Source organism: Flagellimonas profundi (assembly GCF_017313275.1).
Classification (GTDB): domain Bacteria; phylum Bacteroidota; class Bacteroidia; order Flavobacteriales; family Flavobacteriaceae; genus Flagellimonas; species Flagellimonas profundi.
Genome location: NZ_JAFLNM010000002.1, coordinates 572214 through 591384 on the forward strand (window position 1 = coordinate 572214; position 19171 = coordinate 591384).

22 protein-coding genes and 1 tRNA gene are annotated in these 19171 nt (G+C 41.3%); 8 read left to right on the forward strand and 15 right to left on the reverse strand.

All coding sequences use genetic code 11. The features are described 5' to 3' along the window. Positions 1-29 precede the first annotated feature (29 nt). From J0654_RS11530 to J0654_RS11545, 4 genes are all read right to left on the reverse strand, one after another. A complete protein-coding gene (locus J0654_RS11530) occupies positions 30-3125 on the reverse strand; it encodes a VPS10 domain-containing protein (protein ID WP_237685966.1) in 3096 nt (1031 codons plus the stop codon). 158 nt (positions 3126-3283) lie between these two features. After that, the gene (locus tag J0654_RS11535; protein WP_207029102.1) at positions 3284-3760 is read right to left on the reverse strand and encodes a hypothetical protein; all 477 of its coding nucleotides are present in this window, start codon (positions 3758-3760) and stop codon (positions 3284-3286) included. A gap of 4 nt (positions 3761-3764) precedes the next feature. Beyond that, positions 3765-4523, reverse strand: a complete 759-nt coding sequence (locus J0654_RS11540) for an SDR family NAD(P)-dependent oxidoreductase (RefSeq protein ID WP_207029104.1) — start codon at positions 4521-4523, stop codon at positions 3765-3767. A 14-nt stretch (positions 4524-4537) separates the two neighbouring features. Further along, positions 4538-5278 carry a DUF6090 family protein gene (locus tag J0654_RS11545; RefSeq protein ID WP_207029106.1) on the reverse strand — a complete coding sequence of 247 codons (741 nt, stop codon included), beginning with the start codon at positions 5276-5278 and terminating at the stop codon, positions 4538-4540. 125 nt (positions 5279-5403) lie between these two features. Here J0654_RS11545 and J0654_RS11550 point away from each other — a divergent pair, with 125 nt between their 5' ends. From J0654_RS11550 to J0654_RS11560, 3 genes are read left to right on the forward strand one after another with little or no spacing between them, the layout of a single operon-like run. Continuing rightward, a complete protein-coding gene (locus J0654_RS11550) occupies positions 5404-5847 on the forward strand; it encodes a hypothetical protein (protein ID WP_207029108.1) in 444 nt (147 codons plus the stop codon). 2 nt (positions 5848-5849) lie between these two features. Then, positions 5850-6254, forward strand: a complete 405-nt coding sequence (locus J0654_RS11555) for a DUF2141 domain-containing protein (RefSeq protein ID WP_207029111.1) — start codon at positions 5850-5852, stop codon at positions 6252-6254. Positions 6255-6258: 4 nt separating this feature from the next. Beyond that, positions 6259-6651 (forward strand): DUF423 domain-containing protein, encoded by a 393-nt coding sequence (locus J0654_RS11560; protein ID WP_207029114.1) that lies wholly within the window; start codon positions 6259-6261, stop codon positions 6649-6651. On the opposite strand, the gene J0654_RS11565 is transcribed toward J0654_RS11560, so the two are convergent. The 8 genes from J0654_RS11565 to J0654_RS11600 form a co-directional block, all read right to left on the reverse strand. After that, positions 6648-7358 (reverse strand): DUF4097 family beta strand repeat-containing protein, encoded by a 711-nt coding sequence (locus J0654_RS11565; protein ID WP_207029116.1) that lies wholly within the window; start codon positions 7356-7358, stop codon positions 6648-6650. The genes J0654_RS11560 and J0654_RS11565 overlap by 4 nt on opposite strands. A gap of 132 nt (positions 7359-7490) precedes the next feature. Beyond that, on the reverse strand, positions 7491-8243 hold the full coding sequence (locus tag J0654_RS11570; RefSeq protein ID WP_207029118.1) for a DUF4097 family beta strand repeat-containing protein: 753 nt from the start codon (positions 8241-8243) through the stop codon (positions 7491-7493). A 19-nt stretch (positions 8244-8262) separates the two neighbouring features. Next, the gene (locus tag J0654_RS11575; RefSeq protein ID WP_207029606.1) at positions 8263-9048 is read right to left on the reverse strand and encodes a HEAT repeat domain-containing protein; all 786 of its coding nucleotides are present in this window, start codon (positions 9046-9048) and stop codon (positions 8263-8265) included. A gap of 2 nt (positions 9049-9050) precedes the next feature. Next, positions 9051-9575, reverse strand: coding sequence for an RNA polymerase sigma factor (locus tag J0654_RS11580; protein WP_207029120.1), 525 nt, complete (start codon positions 9573-9575; stop codon positions 9051-9053). A 106-nt stretch (positions 9576-9681) separates the two neighbouring features. Beyond that, positions 9682-10077: a TonB-dependent receptor plug domain-containing protein gene (locus tag J0654_RS11585; RefSeq protein WP_207029122.1), complete on the reverse strand. Its 396-nt coding sequence runs from the start codon at positions 10075-10077 to the stop codon at positions 9682-9684. Between the two features lie 217 nt (positions 10078-10294). Beyond that, positions 10295-12511, reverse strand: coding sequence for a ferrous iron transport protein B (feoB, locus tag J0654_RS11590; RefSeq protein WP_207029124.1), 2217 nt, complete (start codon positions 12509-12511; stop codon positions 10295-10297). Next, entirely contained in the window at positions 12508-12750 is a 243-nt protein-coding gene (locus tag J0654_RS11595; protein ID WP_207029125.1) for a FeoA family protein, read from the reverse strand. Before J0654_RS11595 ends, feoB begins: the two co-directional genes overlap by 4 nt. Before the next feature lie 89 nt (positions 12751-12839). After that, positions 12840-13514 carry an SCO family protein gene (locus tag J0654_RS11600; protein ID WP_207029127.1) on the reverse strand — a complete coding sequence of 225 codons (675 nt, stop codon included), beginning with the start codon at positions 13512-13514 and terminating at the stop codon, positions 12840-12842. A 152-nt stretch (positions 13515-13666) separates the two neighbouring features. Between J0654_RS11600 and rseP the strand changes: the two genes are divergently transcribed. From rseP to J0654_RS11615, 3 genes are all read left to right on the forward strand, one after another. Continuing rightward, positions 13667-15016: an RIP metalloprotease RseP gene (rseP, locus tag J0654_RS11605; protein WP_207029129.1), complete on the forward strand. Its 1350-nt coding sequence runs from the start codon at positions 13667-13669 to the stop codon at positions 15014-15016. Positions 15017-15085: 69 nt separating this feature from the next. Next, positions 15086-15159 (forward strand) — tRNA-Asn (locus J0654_RS11610). 73 nt (positions 15160-15232) lie between these two features. Then, the gene (locus tag J0654_RS11615) at positions 15233-15706 is read left to right on the forward strand and encodes a cupin domain-containing protein (RefSeq protein ID WP_207029131.1); all 474 of its coding nucleotides are present in this window, start codon (positions 15233-15235) and stop codon (positions 15704-15706) included. A 159-nt stretch (positions 15707-15865) separates the two neighbouring features. Here J0654_RS11615 and J0654_RS11620 read toward each other — a convergent pair whose 3' ends face one another. Beyond that, on the reverse strand, positions 15866-16102 hold the full coding sequence (locus tag J0654_RS11620) for a helix-turn-helix domain-containing protein (protein WP_207029133.1): 237 nt from the start codon (positions 16100-16102) through the stop codon (positions 15866-15868). 121 nt (positions 16103-16223) lie between these two features. Between J0654_RS11620 and J0654_RS11625 the strand changes: the two genes are divergently transcribed. Next, complete coding sequence (locus J0654_RS11625; RefSeq protein WP_207029134.1) at positions 16224-16664, forward strand: hypothetical protein; 441 nt, start codon at positions 16224-16226, stop codon at positions 16662-16664. 110 nt (positions 16665-16774) lie between these two features. On the opposite strand, the gene J0654_RS11630 is transcribed toward J0654_RS11625, so the two are convergent. Continuing rightward, positions 16775-17359: a PepSY domain-containing protein gene (locus J0654_RS11630; protein WP_313783885.1), complete on the reverse strand. Its 585-nt coding sequence runs from the start codon at positions 17357-17359 to the stop codon at positions 16775-16777. After that, positions 17356-17916 carry a YceI family protein gene (locus J0654_RS11635; protein WP_207029137.1) on the reverse strand — a complete coding sequence of 187 codons (561 nt, stop codon included), beginning with the start codon at positions 17914-17916 and terminating at the stop codon, positions 17356-17358. The genes J0654_RS11630 and J0654_RS11635 overlap by 4 nt, the downstream gene beginning before the upstream one ends. 254 nt (positions 17917-18170) lie before the next feature. On the opposite strand from J0654_RS11635, the gene J0654_RS11640 reads away from it, so the two are divergent. After that, positions 18171-19169: a sensor histidine kinase gene (locus J0654_RS11640; protein ID WP_207029139.1), complete on the forward strand. Its 999-nt coding sequence runs from the start codon at positions 18171-18173 to the stop codon at positions 19167-19169. Positions 19170-19171: the final 2 nt, after the last annotated feature.

A 19171-nucleotide genomic window follows, 5' to 3' on the forward strand; every position in this document is an offset into this window, starting at 1 on the left:
GCTCTTTATGGTCTTGGCTGTTGGAATACCTAATCCGAACTTATAGTGGGTTTCCCGTGATCCTCTAAAATGGTATTTACTCTTGGAAGCTCTTTTTCCAATGCGTTGTTCAATTTGGTCATATGGCCGTCCAATTCAGCGGTAAGCTCATCGAATACCACATAGGCGGCATCCGTTGGCCTTGCATCCCCATTTTCAATGCTTCTTTGCAAGGCATTGAACCTGTTGTTCAATTTGATGGGGAAGTTCAAAGGATCTTGACCCGATTGGTTTTTGGTCTGATAGAGGTCCTCTTCGATTTCGGTCAAGGTTTCCATCAAATCTTCGGATAGCTTTGTGAACTTTCTACTGGAAATTCCCTTGCCCAAACTGTCAATTTGTTTGCGGATGCTTCTTATTTGGATGACCGCTTCGTTGGCAATAGTGGCTTTTTCCGTGATTTTGGAAGCCAGTTCAAACTGTTTTTGAAGGTCTTCCGCCGTTATTCCTTTTAGGTTGGGGTCCATTTCTATTTTAAATGGATAACTCTTGATAACTTCTGGTCCGACTTTCATTTGTACCGTATAGGTGCCGAGCGGGGCTTTGGGGCCCACTTCGGCAGATGCCCCCCAAATAATAATACCGTCAAAAGTGGTAGGGCCGGGATATCTCAAGTTCCAAGTAAAGGTATTGATGCCTTTGGCCGTGGTGGGTTTGGTGCTGCTAAAACGACTCCACCACGATGAACTTCCATCATCTTCGTATTTTGGTTTGTTGCCTCCAAAAGATTCAATGAGATTATTGTTGACGTCAAAAATGGAAAAAGTCACCGTATCCACTTCTTCTTCCAAATAGTATTGGAAGTTGGCATTGTAAACACCTCTAATGGCATCGGTGGGCTTAAACAATACATTTTTCTGACTTTTTAAATCTTCAGAATATTCCCTAAAGGGTTGAATATCGTCCAAAATCCAAAACCCTCTACCGTGAGAGCCTAGAACCACATCGTTGTCCTTGATGACCAAATCCCTGATCGGGGTATCGGGCAAGTTCAATTGAAGCGATTGCCATTCAGCACCATCGTTTATGGAAAAATAAACTCCGTGTTCGGTAGCCAAGAACAATAGGCCTTCCCTTTCATGGTCTTCGCGAATTGCTCGGGCAAAGTGTCCGTCCTCTATTCCTGCAATGATTTTGGTCCAGGTTTTTCCATAATCATGTGTTTTAAAAACATAGGGAGCCCTGTCATCCACTTGGTATCTGTTGGCAGCCACGTACAAGGTTCCAGGGTTGTGGATGGATTCCTCAATAATGCTTACTCTTGAATATTTTGGAAGATCTTCGGGCGTAATATCCTCCCAGTTTGCTCCACCATCTCGCGTAATGTGAATTTTTCCATCGTCGGAACCTGCCCAAATGGTATTGATATCGTGATTGGACGGAGCCAAAGCGAACACGGTTGCATAAATCTCTGGTCCATTCATGTCCATGGTTAAAATACCTCCCGTTTTGCCCAAGGTTTCCGGGTCGGCATAGGTAAGGTCCGGACTTATCTTTTCCCAGGTCTGCCCATCGTTGGTAGTTTTCCAAACGTGTTGGGAGCAGGTATACATTACATTGGGGTCCTTGGGCGCGAACATAATGGGGAACGTCCATTGCCAACGCTCTGGGAGTGCACTTGCTGGTTCGCCTGAGAAAAACCGTGGGTATACTTGAATATCCCTAATCTGACCGTTACTTCGATCGTAGCGAGTTAACAATGCACCTTGGCTTCCAGCGTAAAAAATATCGGGATTGGTCGGACTTTGGGTGATCCAACCACTTTCCCCACCACCTACGGCATAGTACCACCCATGGTTTGGACCGCGGGCTTGCTTAAAATCCCATCCATCACTTGGCATGGCCAAGGTAGAATTGTCTTGTTGGGCACCAACTACATGATAAGGGACATCGCTAGTGGCCATTACATGATAAAACTGTGATGTTGGATAGTCCTGTTCGGTCCAGGTTTTCCCTCCGTTGATACTTACCACACCACCTCCGTCATTGGAATTGATCATTCTATCGGGGTTATTGGGGTCTATCCACAGATCGTGGTTATCGCCATGTGGCGTTGTTATCCTTTCATCAAATGTTTTTCCTCCATCGGTAGATTTAAAGAAACCCACATTTAGGCCATACACTACATCTTTGTCCTTGGGGTCCGCATAAATACGGGAGTAATAAAAGGCACGTTGCCTTAGTTTACGTTCGTTGTTGGTCAATTCCCAAGTTTTACCAGCATCATCCGAACGGAAAACACCACCTTCGTTGGCTTCCACGATGGCCCAGACCCTATTAGAATCTACAGGGGAAACGGTAACACCGATTTTTCCGATAGGACCGTCGGGCATTCCCGGATTTTTGGTCAGGTCTGTCCAAGTTTCCCCGCCATCCATGGATTTCCAAAGTTTACAATCGGGACCACCGCCCCACATTTTCCATGCTTTACGGTATACTTGCCAAGTACTGGCATAAAGAACATTAGGGTTATTCCGGTCTATGATCAAATCGGCGGCACCTGCCTTGTCGCTGACATAAAGTACTTTTTTCCATGTTTCGCCTCCATCAACCGATTTAAAAACACCGCGTTCCTCATTATCGCCGTAGGGGTGTCCCAAAGCGGCAACGTAAACAATATCTTCATTTGTAGGATCTACTCGAACTCTGGAAATGGCTTGGGTTTCTTCCAACCCTAGGTGGGTCCAGTTTTTTCCGCCATCTGTTGTCTTGTAAACACCATCACCTTGGGTAATGCTTCCTCTTAACTGGGTTTCCCCCATTCCAATGTAAACCACGTCCGGATTGGTTTCGGCCACGGCCACGGCCCCTACCGATGAACTGGTTATTTGGCCATCGGTTACACATTTCCATGTATTTCCTCCGTCGATGGTCTTCCACAGACCACCGCCAGTAGCTCCAAAATAATATTCATTAGGTCTTGATGGACTTCCAGAGGCACCTAAAGAACGTCCGCCCCGGTCAGGGCCAATGTTCCTCCATTCAAAACCGCTATAAAAACTGGTATCAACAGTAATGGGCGATGCATTTTGTGCGTAAATAAATAAGGTTGAAAAAAGCATGGAAAGTAGCGTCCATGTCTTCATAGAGGTTGTTGGCATTCTCATGATGTCAAGGTTGGTTATGAGTAGTTAGAATAAAGATACAATTTACTCAATATCGATGAGAAAATTTAGACAAACAACCCAAATCCTTGCATATTTTGAGACATTCTAAAGAATTTGCTGCGTTTTATTGGGGGTGGTCAATAATAGAGTTCTTCGAGAACCACACCGTAATCGTGTTGCAAGTCTTCATGGAGCAAAGGGATTTTCTTTTTGATGTACTCCAATTGTCGGTTGTACAAATTCTTAAGGGTGGTATTTCGGTTAATGGAAGGCCGAAACGATTTCATTTTTTCACAGAAATATAGCAAAAGCTCCACCTCGGTGGCCTTGTTCCCAGAATATCGAATATATTTTTTGATGGTGCGAAGTATTTTTCGAACGCTTTTTTTGATGTAGAAATAACTGTTGATGTTGATGTCGGCGAACATGGCATCAACTTCTTCTTTTACGGTTTCTATGTATCCTTCCTCGCTGTCGGACTCAAAAAGAAGATAGGTAAGCAACTCCTTGTTTTCTTTTTTAAATCGTGCCAAACGCAGACAGAGTTGCATTACCTCTTCTTGCGATTTGAATTGGAGTTCTTTTTTGAGTTGTGCGACGGTAGCGGCCTTCATAAACTTAACTTCTTAGGTAGGATGCGCCGTTTACATCGATAATTGTTCCAGAAGAGTAAGCTGCCTCGGGCGATGCCAGGAACAATACGGCGTAGGCCACCTCTTCGGGTTGTGCCATTCGTTTAAAGGGAGATTCACGCAACAGATTTTCCCGCTCGGCAGGGGTGAGGGTTTCTTTGGCCATTTCGGTTTCGGTAAACCCAGGCGCGACTACCCCTACATAAATGTGGTGCGGCGCCAATTTTTTGGCAAGGGACTGGCTCATGGAATTCAGTGCAGCTTTGCTGGCCCCGTAGGCTGGTTTGGTGGGCTCTCCTCTAAAAGCGCCACGTGAGGACACACTCACGATATGACCGCCCCCGGTTTTCATCATTGCATTGGCTCCCCAATAGCATAAATTGGCAACGGCAAATAAGTTGGTTTCGAAGGTTTTTTCCCAGGCGTTGGTCCAATGGTCAAAGTCGACTTTATCAATTTCATGAAAAATGGAAATGCCAGCATTGTTCACCAATACATCAAGGCGACCAAATTCCTCTATAAAATCATTGATCAAGGCTTCGGTTTCTTGCTTTTGGGAAATATCCCTTTTAAAAAGTTGGTGTCCATCACCAGGCAATTCGGCCAAGGTTTGTTTTGCAACCTCGTCATTGCTTCTATAATTGATGCCTACTTTAGCTCCTTTTTTGGCGAACGCCATGGCTGTTGCTTTTCCAATACCCCGGGAGGCACCTGTAATCAATACGTTTTTTCCAGTAAAATCCATATGTTTAACTATAGCTATTCTAAATTCTGGTCTATTTTTTTGATGAGCTTATCAATGTCAGACAAGGTGGTTTTAAGAAAATTGTCTTGCATGACGAGAAGATAACCTATGCCGTAAAGATCGGAAATTAAAACAGAACTTTTATGAAACTCGACTTGGTCAATAGGTCTTAGTTCTGTATCCAGATTTAACTGGGCCTTGGCAAATTCTCGGGTAAAAAATTCGGGAAACGCCTCGTCAACAACTTTTCGGTTCATCTGAACTAAACGTTCTTGAACCCCTTCCGAATAATTGTATTCGTAATAATTGGTTAACATATTTTTGAGTTGGTTACCCTTGATCACGCTGATAGTTTCCGCGGAAAGCATATTGTTGAAGGTAGTTGTGCTTGGTTCAAAAAGGCGATAGTCCACAAAAACATCCGAAGACTGGTTAAAAACGGCGATGCGTTGTTGGTTGTTCAGTGTATCGGAAAAGGTGCCCATCATATCGCTGACAACTTTTTTCTTTTTAATGTTGAACTCCAATACTTTTTTAATGTTCAATGAATCTTGAATGAGACTGGACCTTATTTCACTTAGATAGAATTGCTCCTTGTCACTCTGAATTTTTTCGTTATTGCAGGTATTGATCTGTAAGGCCAATAAAATTCCAATTACTACCAAAATAATCTCGCCAAGAGCATATAATAGGTACTTGGAAAACTTATTTTCGGACAATAGGGCTTTCCTTATTTTTCTGAAAATGGTCGGCATGGTCAGTGGTTTGTTTAAAGATAATAAGTTAGGGCACAATATTGTACAGATTCCAATGTTGTTCTATTAATTACTTTTGTTCCTAACAAAATGCTTCTGGGGCAAAAGGTTTTTCGAGAAATACTATGACATCAAAAAAAAGACATTGGTTGTGGAACGTTTTGATCGTCCTGACCGTGATATTATGTGTTCTTGCCTTTGTGGAACACTATAAAAACTGGCACAAAATTGAGGAGGGTAATCTAAAAATCCTCTCCGGAATTTACTATCAAAAAATACCTTTGGCCGAGCTGGACAGTGTTCTTTTGGTAGACAAGTTGCCCGAAATGGAACGTTCCAGTGGTTTTTCTTGGATGGAAAAAGAAAAAGGAGTTTTTAACGACTCCATTACCAATACCAAAGTTTACGTTTTTGTGGACGACCTCTATCAGCAAAAAATAAAAGTAGTGCACCACGATTCCCTTAAAATGTATGTGAACCTTAAGGATAGTATAAAAACCGAGGAATTATTTGCATTTTTGCAGACTGAATTGTTGAACAACAAAGAAACAGCCAAAGGAGTCCAATAAGTATGAAAGCCATTGTTTTTCTATTGCTATTGCCAGTTATCGGATTTTCCCAGAACACGCTTTCTATCCAGGTCAACAACGTGGAGTCCGCCAAAGGAATGGTTAGTGTGGCCGTTTACGATTCCGACGAAGCTTTTTTGTCTTTTGATCATGTATTGAAGGCAAACAGTGTGATTGCCAATGAAGGAACGGTGGTATTGCACATTCCCAATCTACCTGCGGGGGAATATGCTCTTGCCATTTTTCATGATGAGAACAATAATGGAAAACTGGACACCAACTGGTTGGGAATTCCTAAAGAAAAGGTGGCCTTTTCCAGGGGTAAGATGAAAACATTTGGTCCGCCCAAGTTCAATGAATGTGCCTTTAAAATGAGCTCGGACCACGAAATCCATATAGATCTATAAGAGTATGGGAACAATTTTTATGGCCCAATTGATGGGTGCGCTATACGGACTTTTGGCAGTAATATTGGGAGCATTCGGTGCCCATGCATTAAAAAAGAAATTGACCCCCGAACTGCTGCACAGTTTTGAAACAGGGGTCAAATATCAGATGTACCACGCTATCGTGTTATTGGTCTTGGGATTTAATTTAAGCTTTGATAAACCACTGGATTCTTGGATAGTCAATTGCTTTATTTTCGGAACCCTTTTGTTCTCCTTTAGTATTTATGCCCTTTGTTTGGGGGCGGCAAAAGGGAACAAACCTCGGTTTTTAGGTCCTGTGACCCCGCTTGGGGGACTACTTTTGGTCGTGGGTTGGACCCTGTTGCTCTATTCCTTTGTTTCCAATTTGATTTAAAGACGCAAGTACATGTTCCCGTTTATGGTATTCAATTTTAGGCGATGGGCGGCATTGTCGAATCTGCCTTCCACTTTTTGGCCTACGTAGCGATCGGACACGGTCAGGTTCATCTCCTCATCGGCATAAATATTCCCATGGATGGTCTCTGCGACCAATCTGGAATTCTTCATCACCAAATCTATTTCCCCGTTAATGGTCTGTAGGTCCATGTCCCCATTGTATTTGGCAATGTCAATATCCCCATTGATCAATTCAGCGGTAAAATCACCTTCGATGATATCCGATCTAAGGTCACCGTTTATGCTGCTTACCTTAAAGGTGGCCCCTTTGGGGACATAAAGCACATAGTTGAACTCGTAGGTTTCACCGGTAAAATAATATCCCTTTTTATCGGAGTGGGTTTTCTCCCATTCTTCTTTGAACGCGTCAAAAACATCCTCTACATTGGAAGCAATAATAAGTGTACTACTGTTTTCATCGATATCCAGTTTAAATTTATCCAGGTACTTCCCATCTTTTATGCTGATATCGGCCTTGAAATAGATGGTGGATTTGTCCCAAGTCTTTACCTGGATGTCCTTGGCAAATTTTACATCCAATTCAATGGATTGCCCGGAATAGTTGAAGTTTTTTTCAATGATTTTCTGCGCACTCAAGGTCAGTGTGGCCAACCCCACAAATGCGGTAATGATGATTTTTTTCATGACTGTTCGATTTTTGATTTTAGTATTTAATTGATGTTTTGTCATCTTGAGCCTTTCGACTTCGCTCAAGACAAGCTCCTTCGAAAGATGGATAAGAACATCTCGAATGCGCTCGATGTGACACTTTAAAACTTATTTCTTTCTGAGATACATGTTTCCGTTAGTGGATTTCATGGATATTTTCACACCCCCGCCATTAATGGATGTGTTGATGTTCCTTCCCAATACAGATTTTAATCCGTCCTTATCATCGGCTTGTACGTCAAAGTCGGTATATACGTTGCCGTTAAGGGTACTCAGTGCCAAGTTTGCCGGCGTGTTCGAAGGAAGGCTAACATCCACAGCTCCGTTAGTGGAATATAGGGAAATAGGAGAGCTTTGGGTTACTTTTCCGAAGACCACTTCCAGTGCGCCATTCAATGAATTGGCCGTGACAGGTCCGTTTACGTCCATTAGTTTTATACTTCCATTGAGTTGTGCATCGGCTTCTATTTCCCCGGAAAACCCTTCAATCTCGATATCACCGTTCCACGTACTTTTAACGGCAATGTTCTGTGATGCAGGCAAATAGATCTCGGCCCCTTTGTTTTTACGTAAGTTGTAAACGATCAGGGTGTTGCCATCCTGAACTACGGAAAAACCAACATTGGTATTGTCCGTGCCACCTTCTCCGACCAATTTTAGGCCCTTCGCACGATCAGGTGTTTTTACTTCCGGCCCCGATTTGATCAACAGTTCGTTGGCGCTATGGGTTTTCACCACAATGTCTGTTTTCGAATCGATCTTAACCCATTGAATTCCATTCAGGGATTTGGTATAGTCGTTTTGCGCCTTGGCGATGGTGCCCATAAAAAGGGCCATTAAAATGAATGTGAATTTTCTCATGATATTCGCTTTTTGATGTTTATGTTATGCTTGGCAATACTGCCCTGATCTGATTTTTGATAAAGGGTTGTGTGTCTTCTTTTTCCAATAGTTTTTTCATGGGTTCGGCGGCTTTTTTCTCCTGAATTTGAACCAAGGCTTGAATAATGGCAACCTGAATGCTTGGGTTCTTTTCTTGCCCCAAGGCTTCTATAAAGGCGTTTTTGACAGTTTCAGAGGAGCTGAAGTTGGCCAATGCCTCAAAGGCGGTCATCCGTACATTGTCGTTTTCATCGTAGAGCAATCGATTGGCAAGAGCTTGGATAATGGCTTCATCGGGCTGCTCAAACTCTTCGATGTAATTTACCCCTTGAATTCGTTTGCTCGCCGATTGGTTTTCCATTAAGGATAGCATGGCCGTTTGCTTCATCTGATTGGTCTCTTCCTGAAGCTGTGCGATGTCATCGCTTACTTTTCGCTGTTGAAAAAGACTTCCCATCTGAAAGGCGGCCACCAGTAAAGCAATACTAGCTGCAATTTTTAAAGCACTGCCTGTCCAGTTTGATGATTTCTTCCCGCTCATTTGAACTACTCTGCCCTGATTTGTTTTTTCCTGCTCTAGGGCCGATTCAAACTTTGCCCTAAGTCTACTTGATGGCGTTGGCACTTCCTCTTCAAACAGATTGAAAAGCATTTTCATCTCTTCCATTTCCTTTTGGCAATCGGCACATTGATGTATGTGTTTTTCGAATGCCGTCTTGGCGGATTTGTTCAAATTGCCATCCAGATAATCTGGTATTTGGTCAAAAACATGATTCTTTTCCATGGCTATATACTTTCTAAATAAATATTCTTCAATTTTTTTAAGATCCTACACACTCTGGTTTTTACGGCACCCGGGGTACTTCCCATAATTTCCGCTAGATCATCGTACTTGATTTCCCGGTATCGGTTCAAAATCACAAGTTCCCTGTCGTAGGGGTCCAATTGGCTAAGGGCATATTGTAAATGCGCATTGTTTTCGCTCACATCATTCTCCTCTTCCACCGCTTTGTACGACAAAACCTCAATATTGTCATGGGGTTTATGGTTTCTTGTGTAATGTGTTTTTAGGCTATTACGAGCTATTGTGAACATCCACGACAAAAAGGACCCATTGTTGTATGAGTTCCGATACTTGATCAGTTTGTAAAAAACATCCTGTGTAAGATCTTCGGCCAACATATGATCACCCGACATTTTGTACAGAAAATTGTACACGTGTTTGTGGTGTCTATCAAAAAGTTCCTTGAGCAAATCCAAGTTTCCCTCAGATACTTTTTGCATGATCATTTCATCTGAAAGCGTTTCCAAATGCTTTTTTTTAGTTGGCGTTTATCTTATATACTCGGGGAATTGTAAAAGGTTACAGAAGGTTGTAAAAAAATGTAGTTTTTAGGTAATTAGGGAGAAAAAGTTGTTAATAGGTGGTTATTTTTATCACACCACTGCCACCCCTGGACCCATATGAGGCAGCTTCTGAGCTGGATAGCGCACTTATGCTTTTTATGGTCGCGCTATCCACCAATTGATCTAGGGATTCGAAGGAGTTGCCCAGGATATAACCATTCAAAACGTACAAAGGTTCGGTCGCGGTCCCGGAAATTTGGTTGGCCGATTTCATAAAATAGGGTATGCCACCTCTAAGAGTGATTCCCGGTAAACGCCTTATCCTGTCCAACAACGGAATGGTTTTGTTGTTTTTGTCGGCTATTTCTTCGGCCAGATTGCCATTGTAAGCGGTGGTTTTGCCCGAAGAGCAACTTCCCAACATCATAATAAATGTTAGGGACAGGATGAGTGCAAGATTTTTCATTGGTGTGAAATTGTGCTACAATCTACCCAATTTTGATGAAAAAGAGATATAAAAATACCCAGGAAATCAACTGCAGCCACAGTTGTCCTGCCCACATGAATTGGAATTGTGGTTTCCTTTGCGGAAGAGCGATTTGGGAAGTAAAAATTTCCAAACCAAATAGCCTGCCGCTAGCAATAAAGTCCCGTATGCCAAAAGTTGTTGAATCATGCTGGTATTAAATTAGAATTTGATAGGCTATCAATGCTATAATATAGGCAAAAACACTCATAAAGCCTAACTGAATCAGCGGCCATTTCCAAGAGTTGGTCTCTCGTTTTACAATGGCGAGTGTGCTCATGCATTGCATGGCAAAGGCATAGAACAACATTAAGGAAATACCGGATGCCAGGTTGAACAATGGCTTACCATCTTCATCCAATTCAGCGGCCATTCTATTTTTAATGGTTTCTTCCTCGTCGCTGCCCACGCTATAAATGGTGGCCAAGGTCCCCACAAAAACTTCACGTGCGGCAAAGGAGGTCAATACGGCAATCCCGATTTTCCAATCGTAGCCCAAAGGTTTTACAAGAGGTTCAAAAGCTTTTCCTGCCTGACCGATGTATGAATGCTCCAATTTGTAACTGGCAACTTCTTGAGCCACGGCCCTTTCGGAAAGTTCCGAAGTTAAAAGCACAACGGAATCCTGCAGAGCGTTGGGTGCCATGCCTTCGTTTAGGGCAGATTCACGATACGACTCGATGTTATTTTGGATATAATTTTTACTGTAAGTGCTCAATCCCTGTTTTTCTATTCTTTCGGTGACAATGCTCTCGGCGTTTTCAAAATCATCGGAATATCCATTGGACCCCAAAAACCATAATACTATGGAAATGGCCAAGATGATCTTACCGGCGCCCAGTACAAAGCTTTTTGTTTTTTCTATCACCGTATAGGCAACATTTTTTAACAAGGGCAGGCGATAGGTGGGCATTTCCACCATAAAAATGGACCTCGTTTTAATCTTGAGGACCTTATTCAGCACCATGGCGGACAACAGTGCCATCCCAAATCCGATCATGTAAAGTAGCATAAGGGTCAGCGCTTGATAACTGAGTCCCATAAACTTGCCCTCGGGAATAACGAGGGCGATCAAAATTAAATACACGGGCAGTCTTGCGGAACATGTGGTGAAAGGTGTCACCAGAATAGTGATCAGTCTTTCTTTCCAGTTTTCAATGGTGCGTGTGGCCATAATCGCGGGAATGGCACATGCATTTCCCGAAATCAATGGAACCACACTTTTACCGCTTAATCCAAAAGGACGCATCAGTCTGTCCATTAAAAATACTACACGGCTCATATATCCAGACTCCTCCAAAAGGGAAATAAACAGGAACAAGAAAGCGATCTGGGGGATAAAAATTACGATTCCACCGATACCTGCAATAATACCCTCGGCCAATAAATCTGTAAATAATCCCGGTGGCAACGTATCCTTGATCCATTCGGCTGCCATGGCAAATTGCTCATCGATAAAGTCCATGGGGTATCCGCTCCAATCAAAAATTGCCTGGAAAATGGTGAGCAAGATCACAAAGAAGATGAGGTATCCAAAAATTTTGTGGGTCAGAATCTTATCGAGGGACGCACGCAGTCCTTTGGCGGCCATAAAATCCACCTTGTAGGTTTCTTTTAGGATATTGTTGATCAGCTGGTAGCGGAGTACTGTTTCTTTATGCTGTAATTTTTTGAGTTCCTCCTTGGACTTTGTAGTGAAATCCGTGGCATCCTGAATCCGCTTTTTCTCAATGGGCATAAAATTCACATCCTGCGTGATTACGAGCCATAGTTTGTAAAGGTCGTTTTGTGGGAACGTCTTTTTTAGGCGGTCAAAATATTCAGGTGAAATTCTATTGGGGTCCAAAATGGGTTTGGAAGAAATACTCTTATAATCTGCAATGAGCTCTTTAATGCGTTCAATGCCCGTGTTTTTTCGAGTACTGACCAAGGCGATTTTGGTATCCAGCTTTTTTTCCATGGCCTCCACGTCCAACGATATTCCTTTGCGGTCCATCCTATCGGCCATGTTCACCACCAAAATAGTGGGAATTTTGAGGTCTTTTATCTGGGTGAAAAGAAACAGGTTCCTTTTCAGGTTTTCCACGTCGCTGATTACAACGGCAACATCTGGGTAATCCTTATCATTTTTGTTGAGCAATAGCTCTACCACCAAACTTTCATCCAGAGAGGTCGTGTTCAAACTATAAGTGCCGGGAAGGTCTAGGATATGGGCTTTAACTCCTCGAGGAAGTTTACAGATACCTTCTTTTTTTTCGACCGTGATACCTGGATAGTTCCCGACCTTTTGTTTGAGTCCGGTAAGTTGATTAAAAACAGAAGTTTTTCCCGTATTTGGATTCCCAATTAAGGCTACATTGATGTTCTTGCTCATTTGGCCTGTGTTTCTTCAATGATTTCCAGCTCTATAAGTGCTGCCAAAGACCTTCTTATTGCCAAATGACTTCCGCTAAGATTGATGTAGATGGGATCGTTAAAGGGAGCAATTTGTAAAAGTTCCACACTATTGCCGGGGAGACAGCCCAGCTCCAACAATTTGATAGGAAGGATGTGCTCCGTAAAATCCTTTATAATTCCCTTTTGTCCATATCGTAAATCTGCAACGGTCACCACTGTATTTATTTAGAATAAATTTAATTAAGAACAAAAATAGGTAAAAATGAAAAACTACAAGTTATTATCATGGATAAAGGTTTAGAGGGTTATTCCTTGTAACTGGCTTTAAGGATTTTGATATCCTCAAGAAGCTTATTTATTTCTTCCCGATTGGTACCATCATAAAAACCCCGTATCCGCTTTTCCTTATCCACCAAAATAAAGTTTTCGGTATGAATCATATCAAATGGACCACCGTCACCATCATTTTTTACGGCCAGATACGACTTTCGGGCCAGCTCATAGATTTGCTTTTTATCCCCGGTCACCAGATTCCATTTGCTATCGATCACGCCTTTTTCCAGCGCATATCTCTTTAGTTGGGCAACGGTATCTATTTGTGGGGTAACCGAATGGGAGAGCAACATAATATCGGGGTCGCCCTTAACTGCCTCTTGTATTTCCCCCATGTTCTTGGTCATTATGGGACAAATGGTAAGGCAGGTGGTAAAAAAGAAATCGGCCACATATATTTTGTCCTTGTAATTTTCTTGGGTTATGGTGTCCCCATTTTGATTGACCAAAGCAAAATCGGCTACTTTATGGTATTTTTTGGTGTAATGCAATGTGCTGTCCACCAGAGATTTGTCCACCATGGATGGCTGGTATACCGGCAGCATTTTTTGGGGTTGCAGTGCGTTGTAGAAAAGATAAATAATTACGGCGGACAACCCCAACATTACGATTCCGAACAGCTTATACTTGGCAAAAAATGATCCCATGGTTACAAAATTACGGTCCAAATGGCTATTCATCAAGGAGAAAGCTATCTTTTGTTGCTAAATCTTTCTTAAATAACAAGTGGGATTAAAACCGAGGTTTTTTTATCAATCCCTAAAAGGTTACTTTTGTTCGTTTTAAGAAAATACGACGGATGACGCCTATAGTTATAAAAACCATACAATTCTTTCTGAGCTTATCGCTTTTAATCGTGCTTCACGAACTGGGACACTTTATCCCGGCAAAGCTTTTTAAGACCAGGGTGGAGAAGTTTTATCTGTTTTTTGATGTTAAGTTTTCGTTGTTCAAAAAGAAAATAGGGGAAACTGTTTATGGTATCGGTTGGTTGCCCTTGGGCGGATATGTGAAGATATCCGGGATGATCGATGAGAGCATGGACAAGGAGCAGATGAAGGAAGAACCTAAACCTTGGGAATTCCGAAGTAAACCAGCTTGGCAGCGATTGATCATTATGCTTGGCGGTGTGACCGTTAACTTTATTTTGGCGGTTATTATTTTTATTGGACTGGTTTTTACTTATGGAGAGCAGTACATCGCCAATGATAGTCTAAAGGATGGAATTTGGGTGACCGAGAAAAGTCTGGGTGACGAGTTGGGAGTTAAGACCGGGGACAAAGTTTTGTCCGTTGATGGTAAAAAAATTGAAGCATTACAGCAGATACTTCCGGAAATGGTTTATGGCGAAAGCTATACCATTGAAAGGGACGGACAGGTCATAGAAAAGAAAATCCCGGTTGATTTTATACAGACGTTGTCCGAAGACAAGGACAAAGCACGTTTTATTTATTACCGAGTCCCTTTCGTGATCAGTGCGATACCCAAAAAATCGCCAAATGTGGACAGTGGTCTACAAAAAGGGGATGCCGTTGTTGAAATGGCAGGTACACCGGTAGAGTACAAAGACCAGGTAATTCCTATACTTGAAGCCAATAAGGGAGGAACAGTGCCCGTAAAGGTCAGGCGTAACGGTGAACTGGTCGATTTGACATTGAACGTTTCTGAAGAAGCAGCTCTGGGAGTTGGTTTGGGAATGACCCCGGAGGAATACAAGGAAGCTGGATACCTGGAGCAGAAAACATTAAAATACTCTTTTTTGGAATCGATTCCCGCAGGATGGAACAAAGGGGTTAAAACCCTTACGGACTACATTCGGGGGATGAAGAAAATATTTAACCCGGATACCGGTGCTTATAAAGAAGTGGGTGGATTTGCCGCTATCGGTGGCATGTTCCCAGATACTTGGAACTGGCCAGCTTTTTGGGCAACAACGGCTTTTATATCCATTATTTTGGCCTTTATGAATATTTTGCCCATTCCTGCTCTGGACGGTGGGCATGTGGCCTTTTTGTTGTATGAAATGGTAACAGGGCGCAAGCCAAGCGATAAATTTTTGGAGTATGCCCAAATGATCGGTTTCTTTATTTTAATTGCTTTGTTGCTGTTTGCGAACGGTAACGATTTATATAAATGGCTTTTTAAATAGAAAAGCGATTTTTTTGTTTGTGGTGTAAAAAAGATTCCATTATATTTGCACCCGCTTAAGGTAAAATATTCCTCCTTAGCTCAGTTGGTTAGAGCATCTGACTGTTAATCAGAGGGTCCTTGGTTCGAGTCCAAGAGGGGGAGCATAAATTTTTAAAACGGCTATACTTTTAGAGTGTAGCCGTTTTTTTATATTGGATATCTAAAAGAATTTAAAATGAAAAAGATTATTTATTTCCTTTTTTTGAGCGTTCCTATGATTGTGTTTTCTCAAAGTGAATACAAGATTACATCTTATAATGATAAAGGCAATAGGGCTCCTAATACCCATTATTTAGGAGATGCATGGTTAAATAGTTTACTTCAGTCGGATCAAGAGCTGCCATATGGTATAACTAAGGCAACATTTAGGGCCAATTCCACTCTAGATTGGCATTTCCATACTTCTGCACAGGTGTTGATTATAGTTAAAGGGGAAGGGTACTATCAAGAACGCGGTAAGAAACCTATTCGAATGAAAACAGGTGATATTATTAAATGTGATAAAGAAACCGAACATTGGCATGCTTCATCAAAAGAAGAAGACGTTACGTATCTAGCATTATATGGAGGAACACAACCAACTACCTGGACCGAAGTATTAACGCAAGAATATTATGATGAGGTAGCCAATGAATTGAAAAAGGAATAATCCCTTGATAATCTATTTTTTTCAATCAAAGTCACAAATGCATTGCTTTACGCTGCATCTTTGAACAAAAGGGGAGAAGAGAGATGAATGAAGCCGTACGAAAGTGCGGCTTTTTCTTTTAGTTATCGATGATGTTTTGTAACACGACATGAAGTTTTACTAATCAAAATCAAACAAATCTTTTATTCTAATGTCCAAAGCCTGAGCTATTAGGTTTAAATTGACAATTGAAGTGCTGATCTCCCCACGCTCTATTCTTCCTACTTGATTTTTGGACATTTTAGCATCAGTTTCCAAAGCTGTTTGTGATAAACCTGCTTGTTCTCTCAATTCCCTTAAATGGTGCCCAAACTTCTTTAAAAATTGTATCTCCTTTTCGGTATACTTTCTTCGCATGCCCCAATTTGCATCATGGAAAGAAGAATATTAACCACATGCATGTGGTAATTTAAAAGATTTGATTTATCTTACTTCCAATTAGTACTGCATAACCCCCTAATCTTAGATTAATAGCGCCATGTCCAATATCAACGTTTTAGGGGAGATCAAGTGGTTTTTAGACAATCCTTCGCCAAAATCACTCGAAATTGTTTTTGAAACCTTGGAAATTCAAACTTTTACCAAGGGTATGTTTTTACATTCAACGATTAAAAAGGCAGGTAAGGTCCGGGTACACATGGCTGAACAAAATGGCATGCCCCGAATGGATGTATTAGACCATCTTGTGTTCCGATTTTCCTTTCAATTTCCACACCCGAAGGATTTACCTTTTTTCGAAACTACTGCATTGGTCTTGCCCAGACCCTTGGCCAATGGTTTCCTAAGAATGGATTCCGAAAAGATGCAATTGGAATTCACCATAGATGCACCTAATGAAAATTCACAAGTACATGTGAAACACTTATATGTCAATACTATACAGGTAAGAAGTATAGATTCAAAATTTTTTAAAAACTAATATGCTTTAGAAAACCTCAATTTCCGTAGTTTGTAGAAATGAAGTTAATCAAAAAGACCACCGATCGGTGGTCTTTTTGCTAATAAGTTTGTTTTTATTTTAAGATGGCTTTACACCAATAAAAGCACAATGGTCAATAAAAAGCCAGCAGCGGCAAAGTAGAGTCCTTTTTTGTAGATGGGGGCGCTGGGCCTAAACATAAAAAAGGCCGAAACCGCAAAGAACAGCAAGGCAATACCAAAGAAGATACCCAACCAGAACAAAGGATTTCCAGTATGCATTTTATGTAGTTTGTTCATGCTTTCCAAAACTGCGGGCAACCGCTTTTCGGTATAAGAAGCTTCACCAGTTTGCATATTATAGGTTCCTCCTGCAAAATACATAAGGTCACCTTCGGTTTTGTCCACGGTAAACCCACGTTTTCTTAAAGCAGAACCAAGGGCTTCTTCATTTAAGTTGGCTTCGAGGGTGGTATTCACCTCGTATTCACTTTTCATAAAATCGGTGGTTCTAAAAGTAAGTACAATACCACTAATGGCATAAACGGCCATAATTCCGGCCAAAAAGAATCCGAGGTAACGGTGGAATTCCCTAAAGGTGTTTTCTGATTTTCTTCCCATGGTTAAGATTTGTATAAAATAAACGAAGAAAGGCGTTGGGGCCTTTCTTCGAGGTAAATATAATACTATTTTTATTGCTGTGCCATCTCAAGGTTAATGGTCATTTCTACATCATCGCCCAAAGTTGCTGTATCTCCACCAACACCAAACTCCAATCGGTTAACGGTACCGGTGAGTTTTAATCCGGCCTTTAATTTTCCGCTTCGTTGGTCGGTTATAATTCCATTTACTTTTCCATCCAGGGTAACTGTTTTCGTAACTCCGTGCATGGTCAGGTCACCGGTAAGTTTAAAGGTTTTGTCCCCTGTTTTCTCAAAGCTGTTACTCTTAAACGTAATCGATGGATATTTTTCTGCGTCAAAAAAATCGGCACTTCTCAAATGATCATCACGTCTATCGTTGTCAGTATCGATACTCGTTGTTTTGATGTCAACGGAAAATTCGGCCTCATCAAAGGTGTCAGTGGCCGTAGCAGTGATGTCAAATTCACCGAAATGACCCTCAACTTCGGATATCATAAGGTGGGTGATGGCAAAGCCTACTTTTGAGTGTGCCCCGTCCGATTTCCACGTGGATTGGGCGGCTACCATTAAACTGGTCAAAAATGCCAATGTAAAAAATGCTTTTTTCATGATTGTGTGATTTTATGTGTTTGTTATAATGTTAATATACAATCCCATACGTATTGTAAGGTTAAATATGGGCAATCCAACTGCAAACCATAAATTTTTTCTGTCAACGACATATGTTAACCTCCAATCAACCAATAGATTAAATAGATTATGAGTGTAAAATGTCGTTCACAGGGTAAATTTGGTTGTTGGTAAAGCTGCTTTTCTTTTAGAGGAGTATTATATATAATTTAGGCTCAAATAATCGTGGTACATTGATTTCCAAGAAAGAACTTCTTTTTCAAATAGTATTGCACATACTGGTTCTTCTGTTTTTCTCTTTTGATAGAAACACGGGGAATATTGTAGTGCACAGGGCCATATTTATTTTGTTTTATGGTGCCGCCACTTTAATTATTACGTACTATCTGATGCCGAAATTTTTGTACAAGAAAAAATATTGGCAATTTTTCCTGGGCTGTGCCTTGGTGGTAGCGGTTGTTATTACCATTGAAGAAGTAATATTGGAGCCCATTATATTTCCTGGAACTAGAAGAGGGGATACTTTTCCGGGTGTTTATGTTTCACTTTTGGGAATTTTGCCGGTAATGTTTATTCTTTCGGGCTGTAAATTTGGATGGGATGCTCTTAAAAAGCAAGCCGAGATAGACGAACTACAAAGCACCATACAAGAAAGTGAACTGCAATTTTTACGCAGTCAGATTAACCCGCATTTCTTGTTCAACAACCTAAACAACTTGTATTCCTATGCACTACAGGAATCACCGAAAACCCCGGAAATTATTCTTGAAATGAGCGGTGTTTTGCGATACATGCTTTATGAATCCAAGGAACAGTTTGTACCTTTAAAAAAGGAATTGGAGCAATTGGGCAATTTTATCCGATTGTACAAACTTCAAATAGAAGATAGGGGGGAGGTTCATTTTGATGTGGAGAAGATTAAAGGGGAGTATAAGATAGCACCCTTGATTTTGATCGTATTTATTGAAAATGCCTTTAAACATAGTCAATCCGGTCAATCGTCCGATATTGAAATCGATATCTCTGTAAAACTGAACAACTCTATCTTGGAATTTCGTTGTAAGAACAATTACGAGCCAGGCTTTAGTTTGGATAGTGTTGCCAAGGGTATAGGATTACAAAATGTACGGAAACGTTTGGAACTATTGTACCCGAAAAAGCATCTCTTGCACATAGAAGAGGCGAACAATTCCTATAAGGTGCTGCTAAAATTGGAATTGGAAAAAGTATAGGT

Excerpts from the sequence above, each read along its gene's own strand:
- J0654_RS11615 (WP_207029131.1), top strand. The coding sequence starts at position 15,233 with ATGAAAAAGATTATTTATTTCCTTTTTTTGAGCGTTCCTATGATTGTG.
- J0654_RS11600 (WP_207029127.1), bottom strand. The coding sequence starts at position 13,514 with ATGGGATCATTTTTTGCCAAGTATAAGCTGTTCGGAATCGTAATGTTG.
- J0654_RS11530 (WP_237685966.1), bottom strand. The coding sequence starts at position 3,125 with ATGAAGACATGGACGCTACTTTCCATGCTTTTTTCAACCTTATTTATT.
- rseP (WP_207029129.1), top strand. The coding sequence starts at position 13,667 with ATGACGCCTATAGTTATAAAAACCATACAATTCTTTCTGAGCTTATCG.
- feoB (WP_207029124.1), bottom strand. The coding sequence starts at position 12,511 with ATGAGCAAGAACATCAATGTAGCCTTAATTGGGAATCCAAATACGGGA.
- J0654_RS11560 (WP_207029114.1), top strand. The coding sequence starts at position 6,259 with ATGGGAACAATTTTTATGGCCCAATTGATGGGTGCGCTATACGGACTT.
- J0654_RS11575 (WP_207029606.1), bottom strand. The coding sequence starts at position 9,048 with ATGGAAAAGAATCATGTTTTTGACCAAATACCAGATTATCTGGATGGC.
- J0654_RS11585 (WP_207029122.1), bottom strand. The coding sequence starts at position 10,077 with ATGAAAAATCTTGCACTCATCCTGTCCCTAACATTTATTATGATGTTG.
- J0654_RS11550 (WP_207029108.1), top strand. The coding sequence starts at position 5,404 with ATGACATCAAAAAAAAGACATTGGTTGTGGAACGTTTTGATCGTCCTG.
- J0654_RS11635 (WP_207029137.1), bottom strand. The coding sequence starts at position 17,916 with ATGAAAAAAGCATTTTTTACATTGGCATTTTTGACCAGTTTAATGGTA.
- J0654_RS11545 (WP_207029106.1), bottom strand. The coding sequence starts at position 5,278 with ATGCCGACCATTTTCAGAAAAATAAGGAAAGCCCTATTGTCCGAAAAT.
- J0654_RS11555 (WP_207029111.1), top strand. The coding sequence starts at position 5,850 with ATGAAAGCCATTGTTTTTCTATTGCTATTGCCAGTTATCGGATTTTCC.
- J0654_RS11625 (WP_207029134.1), top strand. The coding sequence starts at position 16,224 with ATGTCCAATATCAACGTTTTAGGGGAGATCAAGTGGTTTTTAGACAAT.
- J0654_RS11570 (WP_207029118.1), bottom strand. The coding sequence starts at position 8,243 with ATGAGAAAATTCACATTCATTTTAATGGCCCTTTTTATGGGCACCATC.
- J0654_RS11620 (WP_207029133.1), bottom strand. The coding sequence starts at position 16,102 with ATGCGAAGAAAGTATACCGAAAAGGAGATACAATTTTTAAAGAAGTTT.
- J0654_RS11540 (WP_207029104.1), bottom strand. The coding sequence starts at position 4,523 with ATGGATTTTACTGGAAAAAACGTATTGATTACAGGTGCCTCCCGGGGT.
- J0654_RS11565 (WP_207029116.1), bottom strand. The coding sequence starts at position 7,358 with ATGAAAAAAATCATCATTACCGCATTTGTGGGGTTGGCCACACTGACC.
- J0654_RS11535 (WP_207029102.1), bottom strand. The coding sequence starts at position 3,760 with ATGAAGGCCGCTACCGTCGCACAACTCAAAAAAGAACTCCAATTCAAA.